This is a genomic window from Nostoc sp. C110 (assembly GCF_043099725.1).
Lineage (GTDB): Bacteria > Cyanobacteriota > Cyanobacteriia > Cyanobacteriales > Nostocaceae > Nostoc > Nostoc muscorum_A.
The window spans coordinates 5490450-5506241 of the sequence record NZ_CP171148.1; the positions used below are offsets into that span (position 1 = coordinate 5490450).

The following is a 15792-nucleotide window of genomic DNA, read 5'->3' on the forward strand; positions in this document are numbered from 1 at the left end:
TTTCACATCACTCATCTAGCCACTAACGATCATCCTATGACTACCAACCACATCCCAACTTGGTTTACCTATCCTAAACTGAGAGCGATCGCCTTTCATACTCATCGCTGGATCGGATTAACTGCTGGCATTCTTTTATGTATCGCAGGTGTCACTGGGAGTATTTTAGTCTTTTGGCATGAAATCGATCAGGCGATGCTGGTGTGGCGGTTCGGTCAGGTCATCCCGATTGGAGAGGCTTTGTCGGTAACTGCGATCGCGGAAACTGTCAAAGCTGCCTACACTGGCAAAGACTTAACCCTTAGTAGTCTTAGTTTCCCCGATCATGCCAACCAACCCTACATGGCATCATTTTTAGACGCAGCAGATCGCTATATAGAAGTGTTCGTTAATCCCTACACCGGGAAGATTATGGGCGATCGCCAGTGGGAAACCAGTTGGATTGGCAGGGTTTATGATCTCCACTACAAGCTCCTCGCAGGCGACACTGGTTTGCTGATCATGGGTATTGTCGCCCTCTTTACCCTGATTCTCAGCCTCACGGGGATTGTGCTGTGGCCCGGTTGGCGCAAACTTGTTATGGGCTTCAAAATAAAATGGGATGGGCATATCAAGCGGGTCAATTTTGATCTGCATAAAGTGGCAGGTATTGTCACGGCAATCTTTCTTGCTTTGATTAGCTTCACAGGGTTCGCCTGGAATGTTCCCCAAGCCCGTGTTGAAGCAGGTATCTACGCCATAACCTTCACGCGCAAACCTGCCGATCCTGTCTCAAAACTGATTCCTGGTAAGTCATCGTTGCCGATTGCCGACTTAATGCAACGAGCTAACGCAGCAGTTCCAAATGCTAAAACTACCTACATTTCTTTCGCCAACAAACCGGAAGCTCCATTTCTGGTTGCCAAAAAGCAGGCTCAGGAAGTAGGCAAATATGGTAATACCAGAATCTATCTCGATCAATTTACGGGTACAGTGATTCAGCTTCAGAATGGAGTCAAACCGTCTCGTGCTGAAGCCATTTTGAACCAGTTTACTTTGCTGCACTTTGGTACGTTTGGCGGCTTACCTACCAAGATTCTCTACGTCTTTGTCGGTTTAGCTCCAGTGATTTTGTTCGTCACCGGATTTGTGATGTGGTGGCATCGGAAAAGAGTGTTCAAAAATAGCGAACACCCTAAATCAAATCCAAAAAACGGAATGCGATCTTTGTAGCTTACCCCGCCAGGCGATACATAATCACTTTTCCTTTCCAGTTTTCTTCTACAAATACAAGATACTCGCCATTTGAACAACGAAATGCGCGGATACCATAAGGTATATCAATCCAGCCACTTTCGCTGCCAACTTCTGGGCCTGGTTTTAACTGTTGTACTTGCGCTCCCGTCTTGGCATTATAGACATATACCTCTGCGGTTTTGACTGTCACAGCAAATACCCGATCGCCCGCCACACTCATGGCTGCTGTAGACACTTCGCGTTTGCCGGTGGTGTCGTAGGGAATCACAACTCGCCACTTGGGGGTACGATTGCCTTTACTCCAATTGTCAAAACGGGCAATTTCAGATCCAGCAACTCCAGTATCGTCACCGAAGGCGGGGTGATCTACTGTAAAGCCTGACAAATACATACTATCTGTTTCAGGGAAATATTCGATCCGCCGCAAGTCGTTAAATATTCTGGGAGTAGTTTGCTTTTCCATCGAACCATAGTTGTAGATGGGGTTGCCTTTAGCATCTATTCCCTGTAAAGGATAGTGGCGAATGCCATCTTCTGTTCGCAAAGCTTTCCAAACATCTCCTTTGCTGTCTACCCACCATCCGCCGATATAAGGATAATCTTTGCTGGTATCATATTCATTATTTTCAAATTTGCCATTACCGTTGCGATCACGCCAGATCCATTCGCCTTTTTGTGGTTGATTCGGTGGCCAATTTCCGGCTAGAAATGGTTTGTCTGCGCCATTGCTACCGACAAACATTCCGGCTGGAATAGCAATTTTTCCGTCTTTGTCTGGATTAAAACGATATATTTGCAGGAAGCTGTTGTACATATCTGTGAGGAACAAAAACGGCTTTCCTTGGATGCGGCGCACAAAGGTTCCATCGGGTGATGTATGTAGACGTGGATCTTGAGGATATTTGAAAGGATTTAAGGTGTAAGCTTTGTAAGTCCATTGCTTACCAGCAGGCTTACTGTAATCCATGAGATAGTGTTCTTGTTTAGTGAATAAATCTACACCATCAGTTTTAGGATCGGCATCTGCATTATCGACGAATATCAATCCTAGCGATCGCCATATTAGTTTTCCCGATGGCGAAAATTTCCGTAAATCTGTTCCCGATTTGTTGAAACCATTACTATTTATATAGATATTACCTGAAGCATCTGCACCAACTCCGGTAAGTCCGTAAAGCTTCAAATCTCCAACTTCGCCAGCAACTCCTGTATAAATACCACCCTTAGAACCAAAACTACCCGTCTGCACTGGCTGATCTTTGATGTCATAAATCAATATTTGCTGACGCGGGCCATTTTCTGCCACTAACAGCTTACCTTGACGATCAACTGCGATCGCAGTTGGTTCAACGATATCTGCAATCTGTTCGAGCAATTGCTTTCCACTCTGGGAATAATGTAAGATTTTGGCGGGTTTACTACCATTTTTGCTTTGAATAATCCACAGATTTTTTTGTGGATCAACAGTTATTGCTCCTGGATTAACAAAGGTAAAACTGCGTACTTGCTTCATCGTATCAGTATCATAGACACGAATGCGGTTAGCAGCAAAATCACTCACATACAACTCGCTTCCTACTGTTGCTAATCCAGTAACTTCACTTTTTGCGCTGGTAATTAACATACTTTTATCCCAGCCACGCCCTTCAGGAAACGGTGCAGGTTTTCCCGACAAATCATAGCGTCTAACGCAATGCCAACTTGTACCTTCTGCTGGGTAATCTTCATCAGTTTTACCCTTCGATCCTTGAGTCATGGCAAGGTAAATATATTTACTATTTGCTGTTACAGCGATGCCACCTCCACGACTCCAGCCGTGAGTATCGCCAATAGCACCAATGACCTTACCTTCTTTGTATATGGCTGCCTCCATTCCCGCCTCATCCCAATGGCTGTTGGTATAAACTGTGCCATCAGGAGAAACATACATTGCTTCAATATTGTTTTGTACCCGTAGATTTCCACTACCAATAGTGTTACCTATCCACGATGTTTTGTAAGTAAGCGTGGGTGTTTCAGTATTGTTTTGTACCAGCAGATTTGTATTATCAATAGAATTACTTGTCCACGATGTTTTGTATGTAAGCGTGGGTGTTTCTGTTGTTGCCCAGTCTGTTGTAATTCCCAGGGTAGTAACAATGACTCCAACAGTCAAACTGAGTAAAAAGTTGAAGGTTTTACTTCTTTGTAAATATCTAAGTTTAGATAAATTTTTGATGTGCTGATTAAGCTTATGACGAAGTTTTACTAACTTCGTCATTATTTTATTTATCATATAGTTTTTCAGCTTTTAATTATTTATATACAATCATTTTTTGATAAATCAGTAAAAAATATAATTATTATAAGTGAGCGATAATTTTACACTATCTTTACAAAAATCCTTTTATTATTTAATTTTTCAGGTAATATCTCTAAAACCTTATTAAAGGTATTAATAGCTACCGTTTAGTACCCAAATATCGTAAATATTAATACATGATACTTCTATAATTATTAATTTATAGTGATTTTCGGCTCTCTATATCTAGCATTCACTCTTGTCAATTCACAAGTATCATATATATCCTAATCGGTGTTGTGTAGTTAATAAAAACACAAGGTTTTATACCTTGTTGACGTTGACATATAAATAGTTTATAAATTGGTGTTCTATATAAAAATCTTATTGGAAATGTGTATTTGGGAATTACAGTGATTCATCTTTGGAACATTCTGTAGGGGCTTAAAGTTTTGTAGGTTGGGTGCAGCGATAGCGTAACCCAACATAAATAAGGTGGTAATGTTGGGTTGCATTTCACTCCACCCAATCTACATAAAAATATCTTTTAAAAAACTCTAGGTTTCAACATAGATGAGGTTTAGTAATTAATCTTTGGAACATCCTGTAGTGGCTTACAGTTCTACACACCTACTGTTTTCATATATTTATAGGAGACATATTAGTGAAAAATAAACCAGAAAATTTAGCTTCATCATCTGCATCTATTCTCACATTGGGATTAGGCTGGTTTCCCAAAAATCCTGGAGGATTAGAAAGATATATGTATGAACTAACTCATAAATTAGCAGCCAATAAAGACCAGGTTGAATTATGCGGAGTTGGGCTACCAGAGACTGAACTAAATTTACCGATTAAGCTGACTAACTTGGCTTCTCCCGATAGCGCTATTTGGCAAAGATTATGGTCTATTCGCACTAACTTTCAGAAAACAAGAACAAACAAACCAGATGCTATTAATCTACACTTTGCATTATATAGCTTTCCGCTTTTAGATATTTTACCAAAGGGAGTACCAGTTACCTTTAATTTTCATGGCCCTTGGGCTTCTGAGAGTCAGCAAGAGGTAGTTAATAAGAATCTCAGTCTTTTGATTAAGCATCATTTAATAGAAAAAAATACATATAATCGCTGCGATCGCTTCATTGTTTTAAGCAAAGCATTTGGTAAAATATTACATGATAAATATCAAGTACCGTGGAGCAAAATTAATATTATCCCTGGTGGAGTTGATATTAACTGGTTTCAACCAAATTTATCACGCCAAGATGCTTGTAAACAGCTAGGCTGGCCAAATAATCGCCGGATTATATTTACATCACGCCGTTTAGTGCATCGAACGGGAGTTGATAAATTATTACAAGCTTTGGCTATAATTAAGCCCAGAATACCAGATGTTTGGCTAGCGATCGCAGGTCGTGGTCACATCCAAGCTGCACTACAACAACAGGCTACAGAATTAGGATTAGATGACAACGTTAAATTTTTAGGTTTTCTCCCTGATGAGCAATTACCTATAGCTTATCAAGCTGCGGAATTGACTATAATGCCTAGCCAATCTTTTGAAGGATTCGGATTAGCAATAGTCGAATCTCTAGCCTGTGGTACTCCTATTTTATGTACCCCAGTTGGCGGAATGCCAGAAATTTTATCAGAGTTTTCACCTGATTTAATTACTACTTCAATAGAAGTCTCAGCTATTGCTGAAAAATTAGAACAAGTGCTTTTGGGAAATATCCCCATACCTTCACGAGAAGCATGTCGTCATTACGCAACTACACACTACGACTGGAATCAAATTGCTCAACAAGTGCGAAATGTTCTATTAAATTAAACTAGAGACGCAAAAATTGCTTTGTAGAGACGCGATAAATCGCGTCTGAATCGTATTGTATTATAAGGAAGTTTTATGAAAATTTTTTTCTTAGACCAAAGTGGTAAACCCGGCGGTGCAGAATTATGTTTAATTGATATTGCTAAACCATACTCTCATCACGCTTTAGTAGGTTTATTTGCAGATGGCCCATTTAAAGATTTACTACAGCAAAATCATATCCCAGTAGAAGTTCTCGCAACTCAAACAATCCAAGTTCGCAAAGAAAGCAGTTTGGCACAAGGATTAAAGAGTTTAAAACAACTTGCACCTTTGATTACTAAAGTAATAAAAAAAGCGCGTGAATACGATTTAATTTATGCCAACACTCAGAAAGCATTAGTTGTCGGAGCATTAGCAAGTTTTTTTAGTCGTCGTCCTCTGGTTTATCATTTACATGATATTCTTTCCACAGAACATTTTAGCCAAACTAATCTTCGCATTGCGATTAACTTAGCTAATCGTTGTGCCTCATTAGTAATTGCTAACTCCCAAGCTAGTAAAACAGCCTTTATCCAAGCGGGAGGACGCTCAGATATAGTCGAAGTTGTCTATAACGGCTTTGAGCCAAAAATTTATCAGACTGATGAATCTGACATTAATAAATTACAGCAAAAGTTAGGATTGCAAGGAAAATTTGTAGTTGGACACTTTAGCCGTCTTGCACCTTGGAAAGGACAGCATATTTTAATTGATGCTCTTGCCAAATGTCCGCTAGAAGTGACAGTAATTTTAGTGGGAGATGCACTGTTTGGCGAACAAGATTATGTCAAACAATTACATCAACAAGTTGCCGATCTGGGATTAGAAAACCGCGTCCAATTTTTAGGATTTCGTTCAGATATTCCCCAGTTAATGGCAGCTTGTGACTTGGTGGCACATACCTCTATTTCCCCAGAACCCTTTGGTAGAGTGATTGTTGAGGCGATGCTATGTGGAAAACCTGTAGTTGCAGCAAAAGCTGGGGGTGTAATGGAATTAGTAGAACATGGACTTAATGGTTTTCTAGTGACACCAGGAGAACCCCAGGAACTTGCACAGGTAATAATCACCTGTCTTCAGGAGACGGAAATAACTGCAAGTATAGCTAATAATGCCAGGACTACTGCTAGTCGGCGTTTTGATGTTGCAACTATTAATCAGCAAATTGCTCAACTTTTGTCCCACACATTCTAGTACACGCTGGAATTAGGGGATCTTGGACAAGATCCCCTATAAATCATTTTGGATAATTTGTTTTTTGGAAACCCCTTGTCTTGCGTTGTCTAGTTGAATGATATGAGTTGTTGAGCGATGCCTACGGCGGCAAGCTACGCTAATCTTGCTCTCAACTTAGCTACACTAAATTGATTATGCAGATGTTTCAAGCGATCGCATTAAGCCGCTTCCCGCAGTTGTGGTTGTGACTGCACACTCACTTCTGGAAACGAAAGCGAGAGTTGTTCTGCTTGAGGGACTGCGGCTTGCTGCAAAACTTGAACTTCGATATTCACGCTTACCAAATAACTGCCTGTATCAGCACCAACCGCTTCAGCAATTAGTTTAGCAATGTCTGGGCGTTTGGCAGTTAGCGGATCGCGTAAAATACACCGATCCCATTCATGTTTGGCAGTCGGATTGAGGTTGAGAATGTAATGCTTCATCATCGAACTAACCCTTGAATCCATCTTCCAGAAGGTTGTCACACAGCCGTTAGGCATTTAATTAGGCTTTGTGGACGCTATATCTATTATAGTATATTTGTACTAAAAAGCCATGCCTGAGTGAAAAAGTAGTACACGTGTGTGCTGCTACCATATTCGCGTGCTACATCCCATTGTTTTAAGGGCAGATGCGAAGAATCGAAGTGCGATGTCTAGGTTGGGCAAAGCTAATGCTAAATTTAAGTAAGTGGGTGTAAATAATTGTCGTTGAGATCAGGCAACAGGCAATAGGTATAAGGATTTTAGCCTAGTTGATTTTTCTTTACATAGTTTGATTTTATTGTGCCAACTTACTTACAGCAGTTTGCAAGTAAGTGAGATAGAAAATACAAGACTCACGCATCAAATATAAAGATGTTTCTATCTCCTGACTCATACCTCAAAAATTGTAGCTTTGTACTTAATGCAAAGGACAACTGCTTTATCTATTCCCTTTTTGTCTAATTTGGTGGCGCGTCTAAATCTCTAATCCTTAATTCCAGAAAATCTGCCCATAGGTAATGCTAATAAAAAAGTATTGCAATTAAGCTTACAAAGTAACGCCTAATTTTATACAAATCGCTATATGGTAGATATCTATATTATTGACCTATTTGTAATTGGTCTACTTCTGCTGATGGTAACATTAGGGTCAGGTTGGATTGCTCGCCTACCTCTTTCTTTTGCCATTATCTACCTAATAGTTGGTATTTTTCTGGGCCCTTATGCCTTTGGACTGATTCAATTACGTCGAGATGAAGTTTTTAATGCCGAACTACTGGAAAAAATAACAGAACTTGTAGTAATTATTTCTGTGTTTAGTTGCGGTTTAAGAATTGTCCGTCCTCTAAGGTTGGGGGTTTGGGATATTACAGTGCGATTGATTGTATTTTTGATGCCCATTTCAATTTTTGCTCTGGCTGTTGTGGGTAAATTATTTTTAGGGATGAGTTGGGGAGAAGCAATTTTATTAGGAGCAATTCTCGCACCAACCGATCCGGTATTAGCATCAGAAGTACAATTGACTGATATAAATGACCAAGATGAGTTGAGATTTGGTTTAACTTCTGAAGGTGGGTTAAACGATGCTTTAGCTTTCCCCTTCGTTTATTTTGGTCTTCATGCGTTAAAAGATGACAACTGGGGTAACTGGTTTAAACAGTGGATTGCAGTTGATTTAATTTGGGCGATCGCAGTTGGCATTATTATGGGGATTGTTGTTGCCAAATCTATAGTTTGGATTGAAAATAAAATTCAAAAACGCCGTCCTGCCGATAAGTTAATGGAAGATTTTATTGCTATCAGCACAATTCTTATAACTTATTCTTTAACAGAAATGGTGAATGGCTATGGATTTTTGGCAGTATTTGTGGCTGGATTAGTTGTCCAACGCAGTTACAAAAATCCTGAAAAACCACTAGCCCAATTGGAATTTATTGAGCAAGTTGAAAAGCTGCTGGAAGTTGGAACAATTTTACTATTGGGTTCAATATTGTTGCTAAAGCCAATACTCAATTATGCTATGCAATCTTTGCTAGTAATAATTTTGTTATTCTTGATAATCAGACCTTTAGGAGTTTGGATTAGCACTATAGGTAAAAGACCTTTAGACTCACGTCGCCGAACCTTTCATGCAGAAACTCGTTGGTTATTTGGATGGTTTGGCATTCGTGGTGTCGGTTCTTTATATTATCTCGCCTATGCTTTTGGTAATGGCTTAAAAGGTGAAGCTGCCGAACAAATTGCTTGGATAACTTACACCACTATTGTCGCTTCTGTGATTATTCATGGCATTAGTGCAACTCCATTAATGAAGTGGTATGAGCGCAATTTTGCTAATCGCAGAAAGACCACTCCTCCCGACACAATTGATGAATTTGAATAAAAAAATTGTAGGGTGCGTTACGATACAGTGATAACACATCCTACAATTTAATTTGATAAACCTATGATTCCAAACCGTATAGAGGCTTTTAATATTACTCACCAAATCTACTAAGTGAGGGTATTCTTAGGTCTATATTCTCTATTTACCTGTCACCTTGTCAATAACTTCTTTCGCTTTTTCACCAAAAGTTTCTGGGGGATTTTGTTCTTGTTCTGCCTTCAAATTTCTTTCGTAAGTTTTTTCTATAGTATTAAGATTCTTTGAATCTTTTATCGCTTGCTCATAAGCTTTTTGTCTTTCTTCTTCTTGAATACCAACACCTGGGTCGTATTCGTTAGCACGATTAATTTTTTCTTCAGAATTTGGTTTAAACTGTGGAGGTATTAGCTTCAATTCTTCAAGAGTAGTTGCATAACTAGCTTGCTGAACGAATAGAAATGAACCTGATAAGCTGATAGAAACCATCAAGCAAACAACCAAAAAGCTTGAGCGTAACGCTTTTTTTAAAGTTAATCGAATTTTTTGCATGGAATAATACTCCTAGTTTTCCTAATGAGCCTTGGTCATGTATAAATACATTCAATATTTAAGACTCACAGGCATCCTAAGTGTTTAGGTACAGTTTTTCCTTCTACCGCAGGGTATATTAATTTTTACCTGTAGTTCAGTTAAACCTATCTGAAGCTTTTAGGATCTGAGGAACTAAACCCAACATTTCCGGGCTTTTGTTGGGTTGCGCTTTGCTTAATCCAAGCGTATTGGATTATAACCAACTGTGATTGATTTTAATTCCTCGGCTTTGCATTACTTCTTCAAATAAATCTGTTGGGAGTGCTTCTTCCACAGCAAAAACACCTGGTTTATGGAGTTTTCCTTCTAGTAACAATTGGGCAATACTACCTGTGCCACAACCAGAAGCCACGGCTGTATTTTCATGCACTACCGTTGAACAATAAACGGCAGTTTTACCATCTTTTTGCCCTGTCACTTCTGAACGAACTGCTACCCCAATTCCACTAAAATTATTAGTGAAATCTGTCATCGAATGGCTGACATGAGATAGAAATTCAATCATGTAACGACGCTGCATTAACCATTTTGGAAAAATATGTGCCGCAATCCAAGTTAGGTGATTGTAAAAATCGGGAACAGAGCCAAACTTAGTAATTACAGTTTTTACTGATGGGAAAGCTTTGGGCAATGTAAAGGTTTCTGGCATATCAAACCAGTAAACTCCGGTGCGTCGATATGGAGGTGGAAACTCAACTATTTCTCTTTCACTATAAGGCTTGATTATTTCCCACTTCCCATCTATCCAAGCCTCAAAAGGATACTGCAACCCCAAAAAAGTTGTCCGCATCACTGTAATGCCAGCACCACCAGAACCAGAAACTAAATAACTTAGATGGATCTTTTCTGGTTTATCAAATTGTTCAACACCTTGACGCACCATACTGTTAGAAATACCAGGAAAAATGCCAGTATTAATAATTGCCGTCACACCAGCAGCAGCAGCTTTTTCACTAAAGTGGAGAGCTTTGCTGGTATAGGAACGATGGTCACTGACATCTACATAATTAACGCCTTTAGCAATACAGGTTTCGAGAACATTAGTATCTCGATAGTGAAATGGGCCAGCACAATGGATGACTAAGTTAGAGTTTGCGATCGCATCTCGCAACTTGTCAACTTCTGCCAAGTCCAATACCAAAAACTGCACTTGTCCTCCCGAAGACAAGCTAACAGCCTTCCCAAACTCCGCAGAACGCCCAGTAATTGTAATTTGAGCCTGCGTATGAGTAGCTAGATCGTGAGCAACAGTGCTACCAATCCGCCCCCGTCCACCAAGAATTAAAACTCTGTCTGTCATTACTCCAGATTCGCAACACTAACCTTATTTCATCAGTTTTGCGTCCTGTTTGCCATCGGTTATAAGTATGATTTATAGCATTTCACGGAGTTATGTAAAGCAGCACAGATATGTGCCTTTACATTTGCGCCTCAATTTGCCTAACTACTGTCAGCGCCGAATAACTCACCCCAGCCGTACCTTCGCCGGGATGGGTGGAATCACCAACTAGCCACAAATGCTGGATGGGTGTACGATTGGCGAATCCAAAGGGGCCAAAGGTAGGAATCCTTTGACCAATACCGCCAACTATACCGCGATCGCGGGCTGTGAAATGAGCAAAGGTGCGGGGTGTTGCGGCTTCTTGATGAATAATCGTTTCTGGTTTGAGATAGAAGTATTGGGCAAGACGAGCGATCGCTTCTTGGGTAAACTTTTCTTTTAATCCTTCATAATCTTCAGTCTCCCACCACTGTGCAGGATCGACAAATGAAGAAGCAATAATTGTCGCTTTCCCCTCCGGTGCGCGGCCGTCTCCTGCATGACTGACGGAAACAAACAGGGAATTATTCTCGCCAATGGGGCCATTGACATCGTACAGAAATTGTAAGTGCGGAGGACACCCAGGCGGAATTGCGCTAGCATCTACACCTAAATACACCACAAACGCACCCGATGCTTGGGGTAGTTTTTCCACCCGGTTTTTATATCCAGATGACGCTTGTTCTCCCAATAACTGCACCAAGTTTTGCACGGTGACATTGCTAACTATGTGGTTGGCTGCTTCTGTCCAGACTTCGCCAGTTTTCTGATTTCTAATTACTACAGCAGTAGCTTTGCCGTTTTCTACTTTGATTTCTTCTACAGTGTGGCGCATCAACAACTTGCCGCCATCTCTTTCTAAAGATTGTACCAAGCGATCGCTTAATACTTGCATACTTCCCTGGAGGTGAAACAATCCTTGGGGCAGTTGGGATACACTCAACGCTGTGGCGGCATAAAGTAACGCTGTCTCGTCTGCATCTACCTGGGAGTATAGCTTCAGTTGTAAATCTAAAAAAGTTCTCAATCGCTGGTCATTTCCCAATCCACATAATCGTAAAGCATCTCCTACCGTAAACAAAGTGAAGGGGACGGTAATTAATGTACTGGGACGCACCGCTTGCGCTAATTGCCACAAATCCCATAAATTACGTGGTGGTAGAACCGGATCGCGTCCTTGAAATTCCCAACTGGCATCAAACAAAGTTGCCATCAATTGCCAAAACGGTTCGCTACCGGGGAACTGTCTTTGTCGTTCCTCTTGCCATTTCTCTTGGTCGCGCCAGACATTAATCGGTGTGCTTTCCCCAGGTAAATACACCGCACAAGCCGGATCGCAAGGCGTTGCTTGTGGTAAATCTATTGACAATTCTGAGAAAATGCGGTGGTGAATTCCCCCTGGTTCCAACCCAGCCACCTGAGTTGCGCCAACATCAAAGGTAAATCCCTGCCGTTTAAACGTCGAAGCACAGCCTCCCGGTACGAGGGCCTGATCCAAAACTAAGACGCTGTAACCTCTATGAGCTAATAATGCTCCAGCAGTAAGTCCACCTATTCCGGCACCGATAACAACGACACGAGAGTTACTTTTGTCAATAGTAATGCTGGACATTGATTAGTTTCTTTAAATTTCTTAATATTTTTACTCATAATTTTACCTTCTTTGCGTCCTCTGTGCCCACCGTACCTTTGCTCTTACGCTACGCGCAGCCTGTTTTTCAATTGCCGATTTAACGTTTTAGCCTTAACGTGAAATTGCTAACTATCAAAGATGCGAGGAGCGATCGTGGGACAGGCAAAGGAGCTAGGGCAGATTATCATCTTGAATGGTGCCCCGCGATCGGGGAAGTCGAGCATTGCCGCAGTTATCCAAGAGACATTTGATGGTCTTTGGATGAACTTGGGTGTCGATAGCTTTATGCAAATGACTCCCGCACGATATCTGCCTGGGATCGGTCTGCGGCCAGGGGGAGAACGCCAGGACATCGAACCCCTTGTTCCTATTTTGTACAGCGCTATGTATGAGTCCATCGCCGCCCACAGCCGCTTGGGTCTGAATGTTGTGGTTGATGTCGGACACCATGATGCCTACGCAATCCCGCGAGGCATTCTGGCGGATAGTGCCCGGCGTTTGAACGGATTACCGGTCTTGTTCGTAGGCGTTCGCTGCCCCATTGAAACCATTATGGAACGGCGACAAAAAACGGGGGGGAAAGTGGAAAATGCAGCCGACTCGTTGATACCACATCCGGTTCAGTTATGGCAACATGAAGTCCACATCCCTGGCATCTACGATCTTGAAGTCGATACCTCGTTATTAAGTTCGGGTGCGTGTGCCGAGGTGATACGCCAGCACTTCGCCAATATTCCAGCACCGTCGGCATTTCAACGACTTGCTGCACACCATATTTAAGCTGTCGTTATCAATATTATTGCAACTGGTAGCGGCTCCCGGACTTATAGGAACAGCTATCCCTACCTTATAAGTATAATTCGCAGAGAAGGTGGGGACTTTCGCAACACGTTAAAGAAGCTATTGAACTTTGTTTAGAGGTTGAACAAGAAAACGCCGAAGCATTAGAGTTTATTGGTGTGCAGAGGGTTTCTGTTCAAGTATGAGCAAGCTACCAAGTTTGACTGGACAGGAAGTAATTACAGCTTTAAAAAAAGCGGGTTTTGAGGTAGCAAGAATCCGAGGTAATCACCATTTTTTGATACACAGTGATGGTCGTCGAACTGTTGTTCCAGTGCATTCTGGTGAAACAATTGGTTCTGGTTTGTTAGCACAGATACTCCGTGACTGTCAGATCAGCCGTGATGAATTCCGGGAACTATCGTAAAAATAGGTAAAACTGACCATTCTGCTCTCATGGATTCTCCTATATATGTAGTGTGATAAGCTGTTACGCATTTAACTTGAACATTTACATGAAGACTGATGACTGATAACCGAAAACCTGTCAACAGTTAACAGTTAACGACCATAAAGAGTGTTTATACAATTTAGGCGCACATCAGCTTATTCCATTTTTTATTGCACCAGAACTACTACAATTACTATTGATGCTAGATAATGGGAAGGCTTTGACATTTTCTTCCCAATCTAGCCCGGAAACAATAACTAAGACTTATGCGAACTCACTATTGCGGCGAACTCCGAAAAGAACATATTGGAGAAACTGTTACCTTTTACGGATGGGTAGACCGTCGCCGCGATCACGGTGGTGTGATATTTTTAGATTTACGCGATCGCTCTGGAACTGTCCAAATCGTCAGCGATCCGCAACGCACCCCAGATTCCTACGAAGATGCGAACGCCCTGCGAAATGAATATGTTGTCGCAATCACTGGTAGGGTAACACAACGTCCCGAAGAATCGCTGAATACCCGCATCCCCACAGGCGAGGTAGAAATCTATGCTGATAAAATTGAACTCCTCAATGCTGTCCGCAAACAGTTACCTTTCCAAGTTTCCGTAGCTGACACGGAGACAGTGCGGGAAGATTTGCGGCTGAAATATCGTTATTTGGATTTGCGACGCGAACGCATGGCGCAAAATTTGCAACTGCGTCATCAAATTGTCAAAGCCATGCGTCGTTATCTGGAAGATTTGGAAGGTTTTATCGAAGTCGAAACCCCAATACTTACCCGTTCTACCCCAGAAGGGGCGCGGGATTATGTTCTACCCAGTCGCGTCAATCCTGGTGAGTGGTATGCTTTGCCGCAATCACCCCAGCTATTTAAACAATTGCTGATGGTATCTGGCTTGGATAGATATTATCAGATTGCCCGTTGCTTTCGTGACGAAGATTTACGCGCCGACAGACAACCGGAGTTTACCCAGTTGGACATGGAAATGAGCTTCATGTCCCAAGAAGAAATTATCGAACTAAACGAGAACTTAGTTTGTCATATCTTCAAAACGGTTAAAGGCATTGAATTACAGCGTCCTTTCCCCCGTCTGACTTACGCTGAGGGGATGGAACGCTACGGTAGTGATAAACCAGATACCCGCTATGGTTTGGAATTAGTTGATGTCTCAGATATTGTCAAAGACTCTGGTTTCAAAGTCTTTCGGGACACTGTTACTAATGGCGGTATCGTCAAAATCCTCCCCATTCCTAACGGTAACGATGTAATTTCTAATGTCCGCATTAAACCAGGCGGCGACTTATTTAAAGAAGCCAGCGAAGCCGGTGCTAAAGGTTTAGCTTATATCCGTGTTAGGGATGATGGCGAAATTGACACCATTGGCGCGATTAAAGATAACCTCAGCGAAGAACAAAAACAAGAAATTTTACGCCGCACAGGTGCTAAAGCTGGACATTTGCTGTTGTTTGGTGCTGGTGATGCTGCTACAGTTAATAAAACTTTAGATAGATTACGACAAGCGATCGCTAAAGAATTTAACTTAATCGATCCAGATAAAATCAACTTGCTGTGGATTACAGATTTCCCGATGTTCGAGTGGAATGCTGACGAAAAACGTTTAGAAGCACTCCACCACCCATTCACAGCACCCCATCCTGATGATTTGAGCGACTTAAAAACCGCACGCGCCCAAGCTTACGACTTGGTACTCAACGGCGTAGAAGTTGGCGGCGGAAGTCTACGGATTTATCAGCGAGAAATTCAACAGCAGGTGTTTGAAGCGATTGGTTTATCTCCAGAAGAAGCACAAAGTAAATTTGGCTTTCTCTTAGAAGCATTTGAATATGGTACACCGCCGCATGGTGGCATCGCCTACGGTTTAGATCGTTTGGTAATGTTGCTAGCTGGGGAAGAATCCATTCGAGATGTTATTGCTTTTCCGAAGACACAACAAGCGCGTTGTTTGTTAACAGATGCACCTTCAAGTGTAGATGCTAAACAGTTGAAAGAATTGCACGTTGCTTCGACTTATAAACCAAAAGCTTAACAAAGTGCAAGGGGGGTACAGAA

At 41.6% G+C, this 15792-nt stretch carries 12 protein-coding genes; 7 read left to right on the forward strand and 5 right to left on the reverse strand.

What is annotated here, in order from left to right; genetic code table 11:
- Nucleotides 1–36: 36 nt before the first annotated feature.
- Nucleotides 37–1212 carry a PepSY-associated TM helix domain-containing protein gene (locus ACFFRD_RS28570; protein WP_392479009.1) on the forward strand — a complete coding sequence of 392 codons (1176 nt, stop codon included), beginning with the start codon at nucleotides 37–39 and terminating at the stop codon, nucleotides 1210–1212.
- A gap of 1 nt (nucleotide 1213) precedes the next feature.
- On the opposite strand, the gene ACFFRD_RS28575 is transcribed toward ACFFRD_RS28570, so the two are convergent.
- Entirely contained in the window at nucleotides 1214–3511 is a 2298-nt protein-coding gene (locus tag ACFFRD_RS28575) for a hypothetical protein (RefSeq protein WP_392479010.1), read from the reverse strand.
- Between the two features lie 670 nt (nucleotides 3512–4181).
- Between ACFFRD_RS28575 and ACFFRD_RS28580 the strand changes: the two genes are divergently transcribed.
- Nucleotides 4182–5351, forward strand: coding sequence for a glycosyltransferase family 4 protein (locus tag ACFFRD_RS28580; RefSeq protein WP_392479011.1), 1170 nt, complete (start codon nucleotides 4182–4184; stop codon nucleotides 5349–5351).
- A gap of 75 nt (nucleotides 5352–5426) precedes the next feature.
- A complete protein-coding gene (locus ACFFRD_RS28585; RefSeq protein WP_392479013.1) occupies nucleotides 5427–6566 on the forward strand; it encodes a glycosyltransferase family 4 protein in 1140 nt (379 codons plus the stop codon).
- Nucleotides 6567–6766: 200 nt separating this feature from the next.
- Here ACFFRD_RS28585 and ACFFRD_RS28590 read toward each other — a convergent pair whose 3' ends face one another.
- Nucleotides 6767–7036 carry a hypothetical protein gene (locus ACFFRD_RS28590; RefSeq protein ID WP_114082264.1) on the reverse strand — a complete coding sequence of 90 codons (270 nt, stop codon included), beginning with the start codon at nucleotides 7034–7036 and terminating at the stop codon, nucleotides 6767–6769.
- Between the two features lie 622 nt (nucleotides 7037–7658).
- Here ACFFRD_RS28590 and ACFFRD_RS28595 point away from each other — a divergent pair.
- Nucleotides 7659–8957, forward strand: coding sequence for a cation:proton antiporter (locus tag ACFFRD_RS28595; protein ID WP_392479015.1), 1299 nt, complete (start codon nucleotides 7659–7661; stop codon nucleotides 8955–8957).
- 141 nt (nucleotides 8958–9098) lie between these two features.
- Here the strand turns inward: ACFFRD_RS28595 and ACFFRD_RS28600 are convergent, their stop codons facing one another.
- The 3 genes from ACFFRD_RS28600 to crtD form a co-directional block, all read right to left on the reverse strand.
- Complete coding sequence (locus ACFFRD_RS28600; protein ID WP_179074695.1) at nucleotides 9099–9488, reverse strand: hypothetical protein; 390 nt, start codon at nucleotides 9486–9488, stop codon at nucleotides 9099–9101.
- 235 nt (nucleotides 9489–9723) lie between these two features.
- A complete protein-coding gene (locus ACFFRD_RS28605; RefSeq protein WP_392479016.1) occupies nucleotides 9724–10830 on the reverse strand; it encodes a saccharopine dehydrogenase family protein in 1107 nt (368 codons plus the stop codon).
- A 118-nt stretch (nucleotides 10831–10948) separates the two neighbouring features.
- The gene (gene crtD, locus ACFFRD_RS28610) at nucleotides 10949–12463 is read right to left on the reverse strand and encodes a C-3',4' desaturase CrtD (RefSeq protein WP_392479018.1); all 1515 of its coding nucleotides are present in this window, start codon (nucleotides 12461–12463) and stop codon (nucleotides 10949–10951) included.
- 159 nt (nucleotides 12464–12622) lie between these two features.
- Here crtD and ACFFRD_RS28615 point away from each other — a divergent pair, with 159 nt between their 5' ends.
- From ACFFRD_RS28615 to aspS, 3 genes are all read left to right on the forward strand, one after another.
- Nucleotides 12623–13264, forward strand: a complete 642-nt coding sequence (locus tag ACFFRD_RS28615) for a chloramphenicol phosphotransferase CPT family protein (protein ID WP_392479020.1) — start codon at nucleotides 12623–12625, stop codon at nucleotides 13262–13264.
- A 202-nt stretch (nucleotides 13265–13466) separates the two neighbouring features.
- A complete protein-coding gene (locus ACFFRD_RS28620; protein WP_392479021.1) occupies nucleotides 13467–13691 on the forward strand; it encodes a type II toxin-antitoxin system HicA family toxin in 225 nt (74 codons plus the stop codon).
- Between the two features lie 290 nt (nucleotides 13692–13981).
- Nucleotides 13982–15769, forward strand: coding sequence for an aspartate--tRNA ligase (gene aspS / locus ACFFRD_RS28625; protein WP_392479023.1), 1788 nt, complete (start codon nucleotides 13982–13984; stop codon nucleotides 15767–15769).
- Nucleotides 15770–15792: the final 23 nt, after the last annotated feature.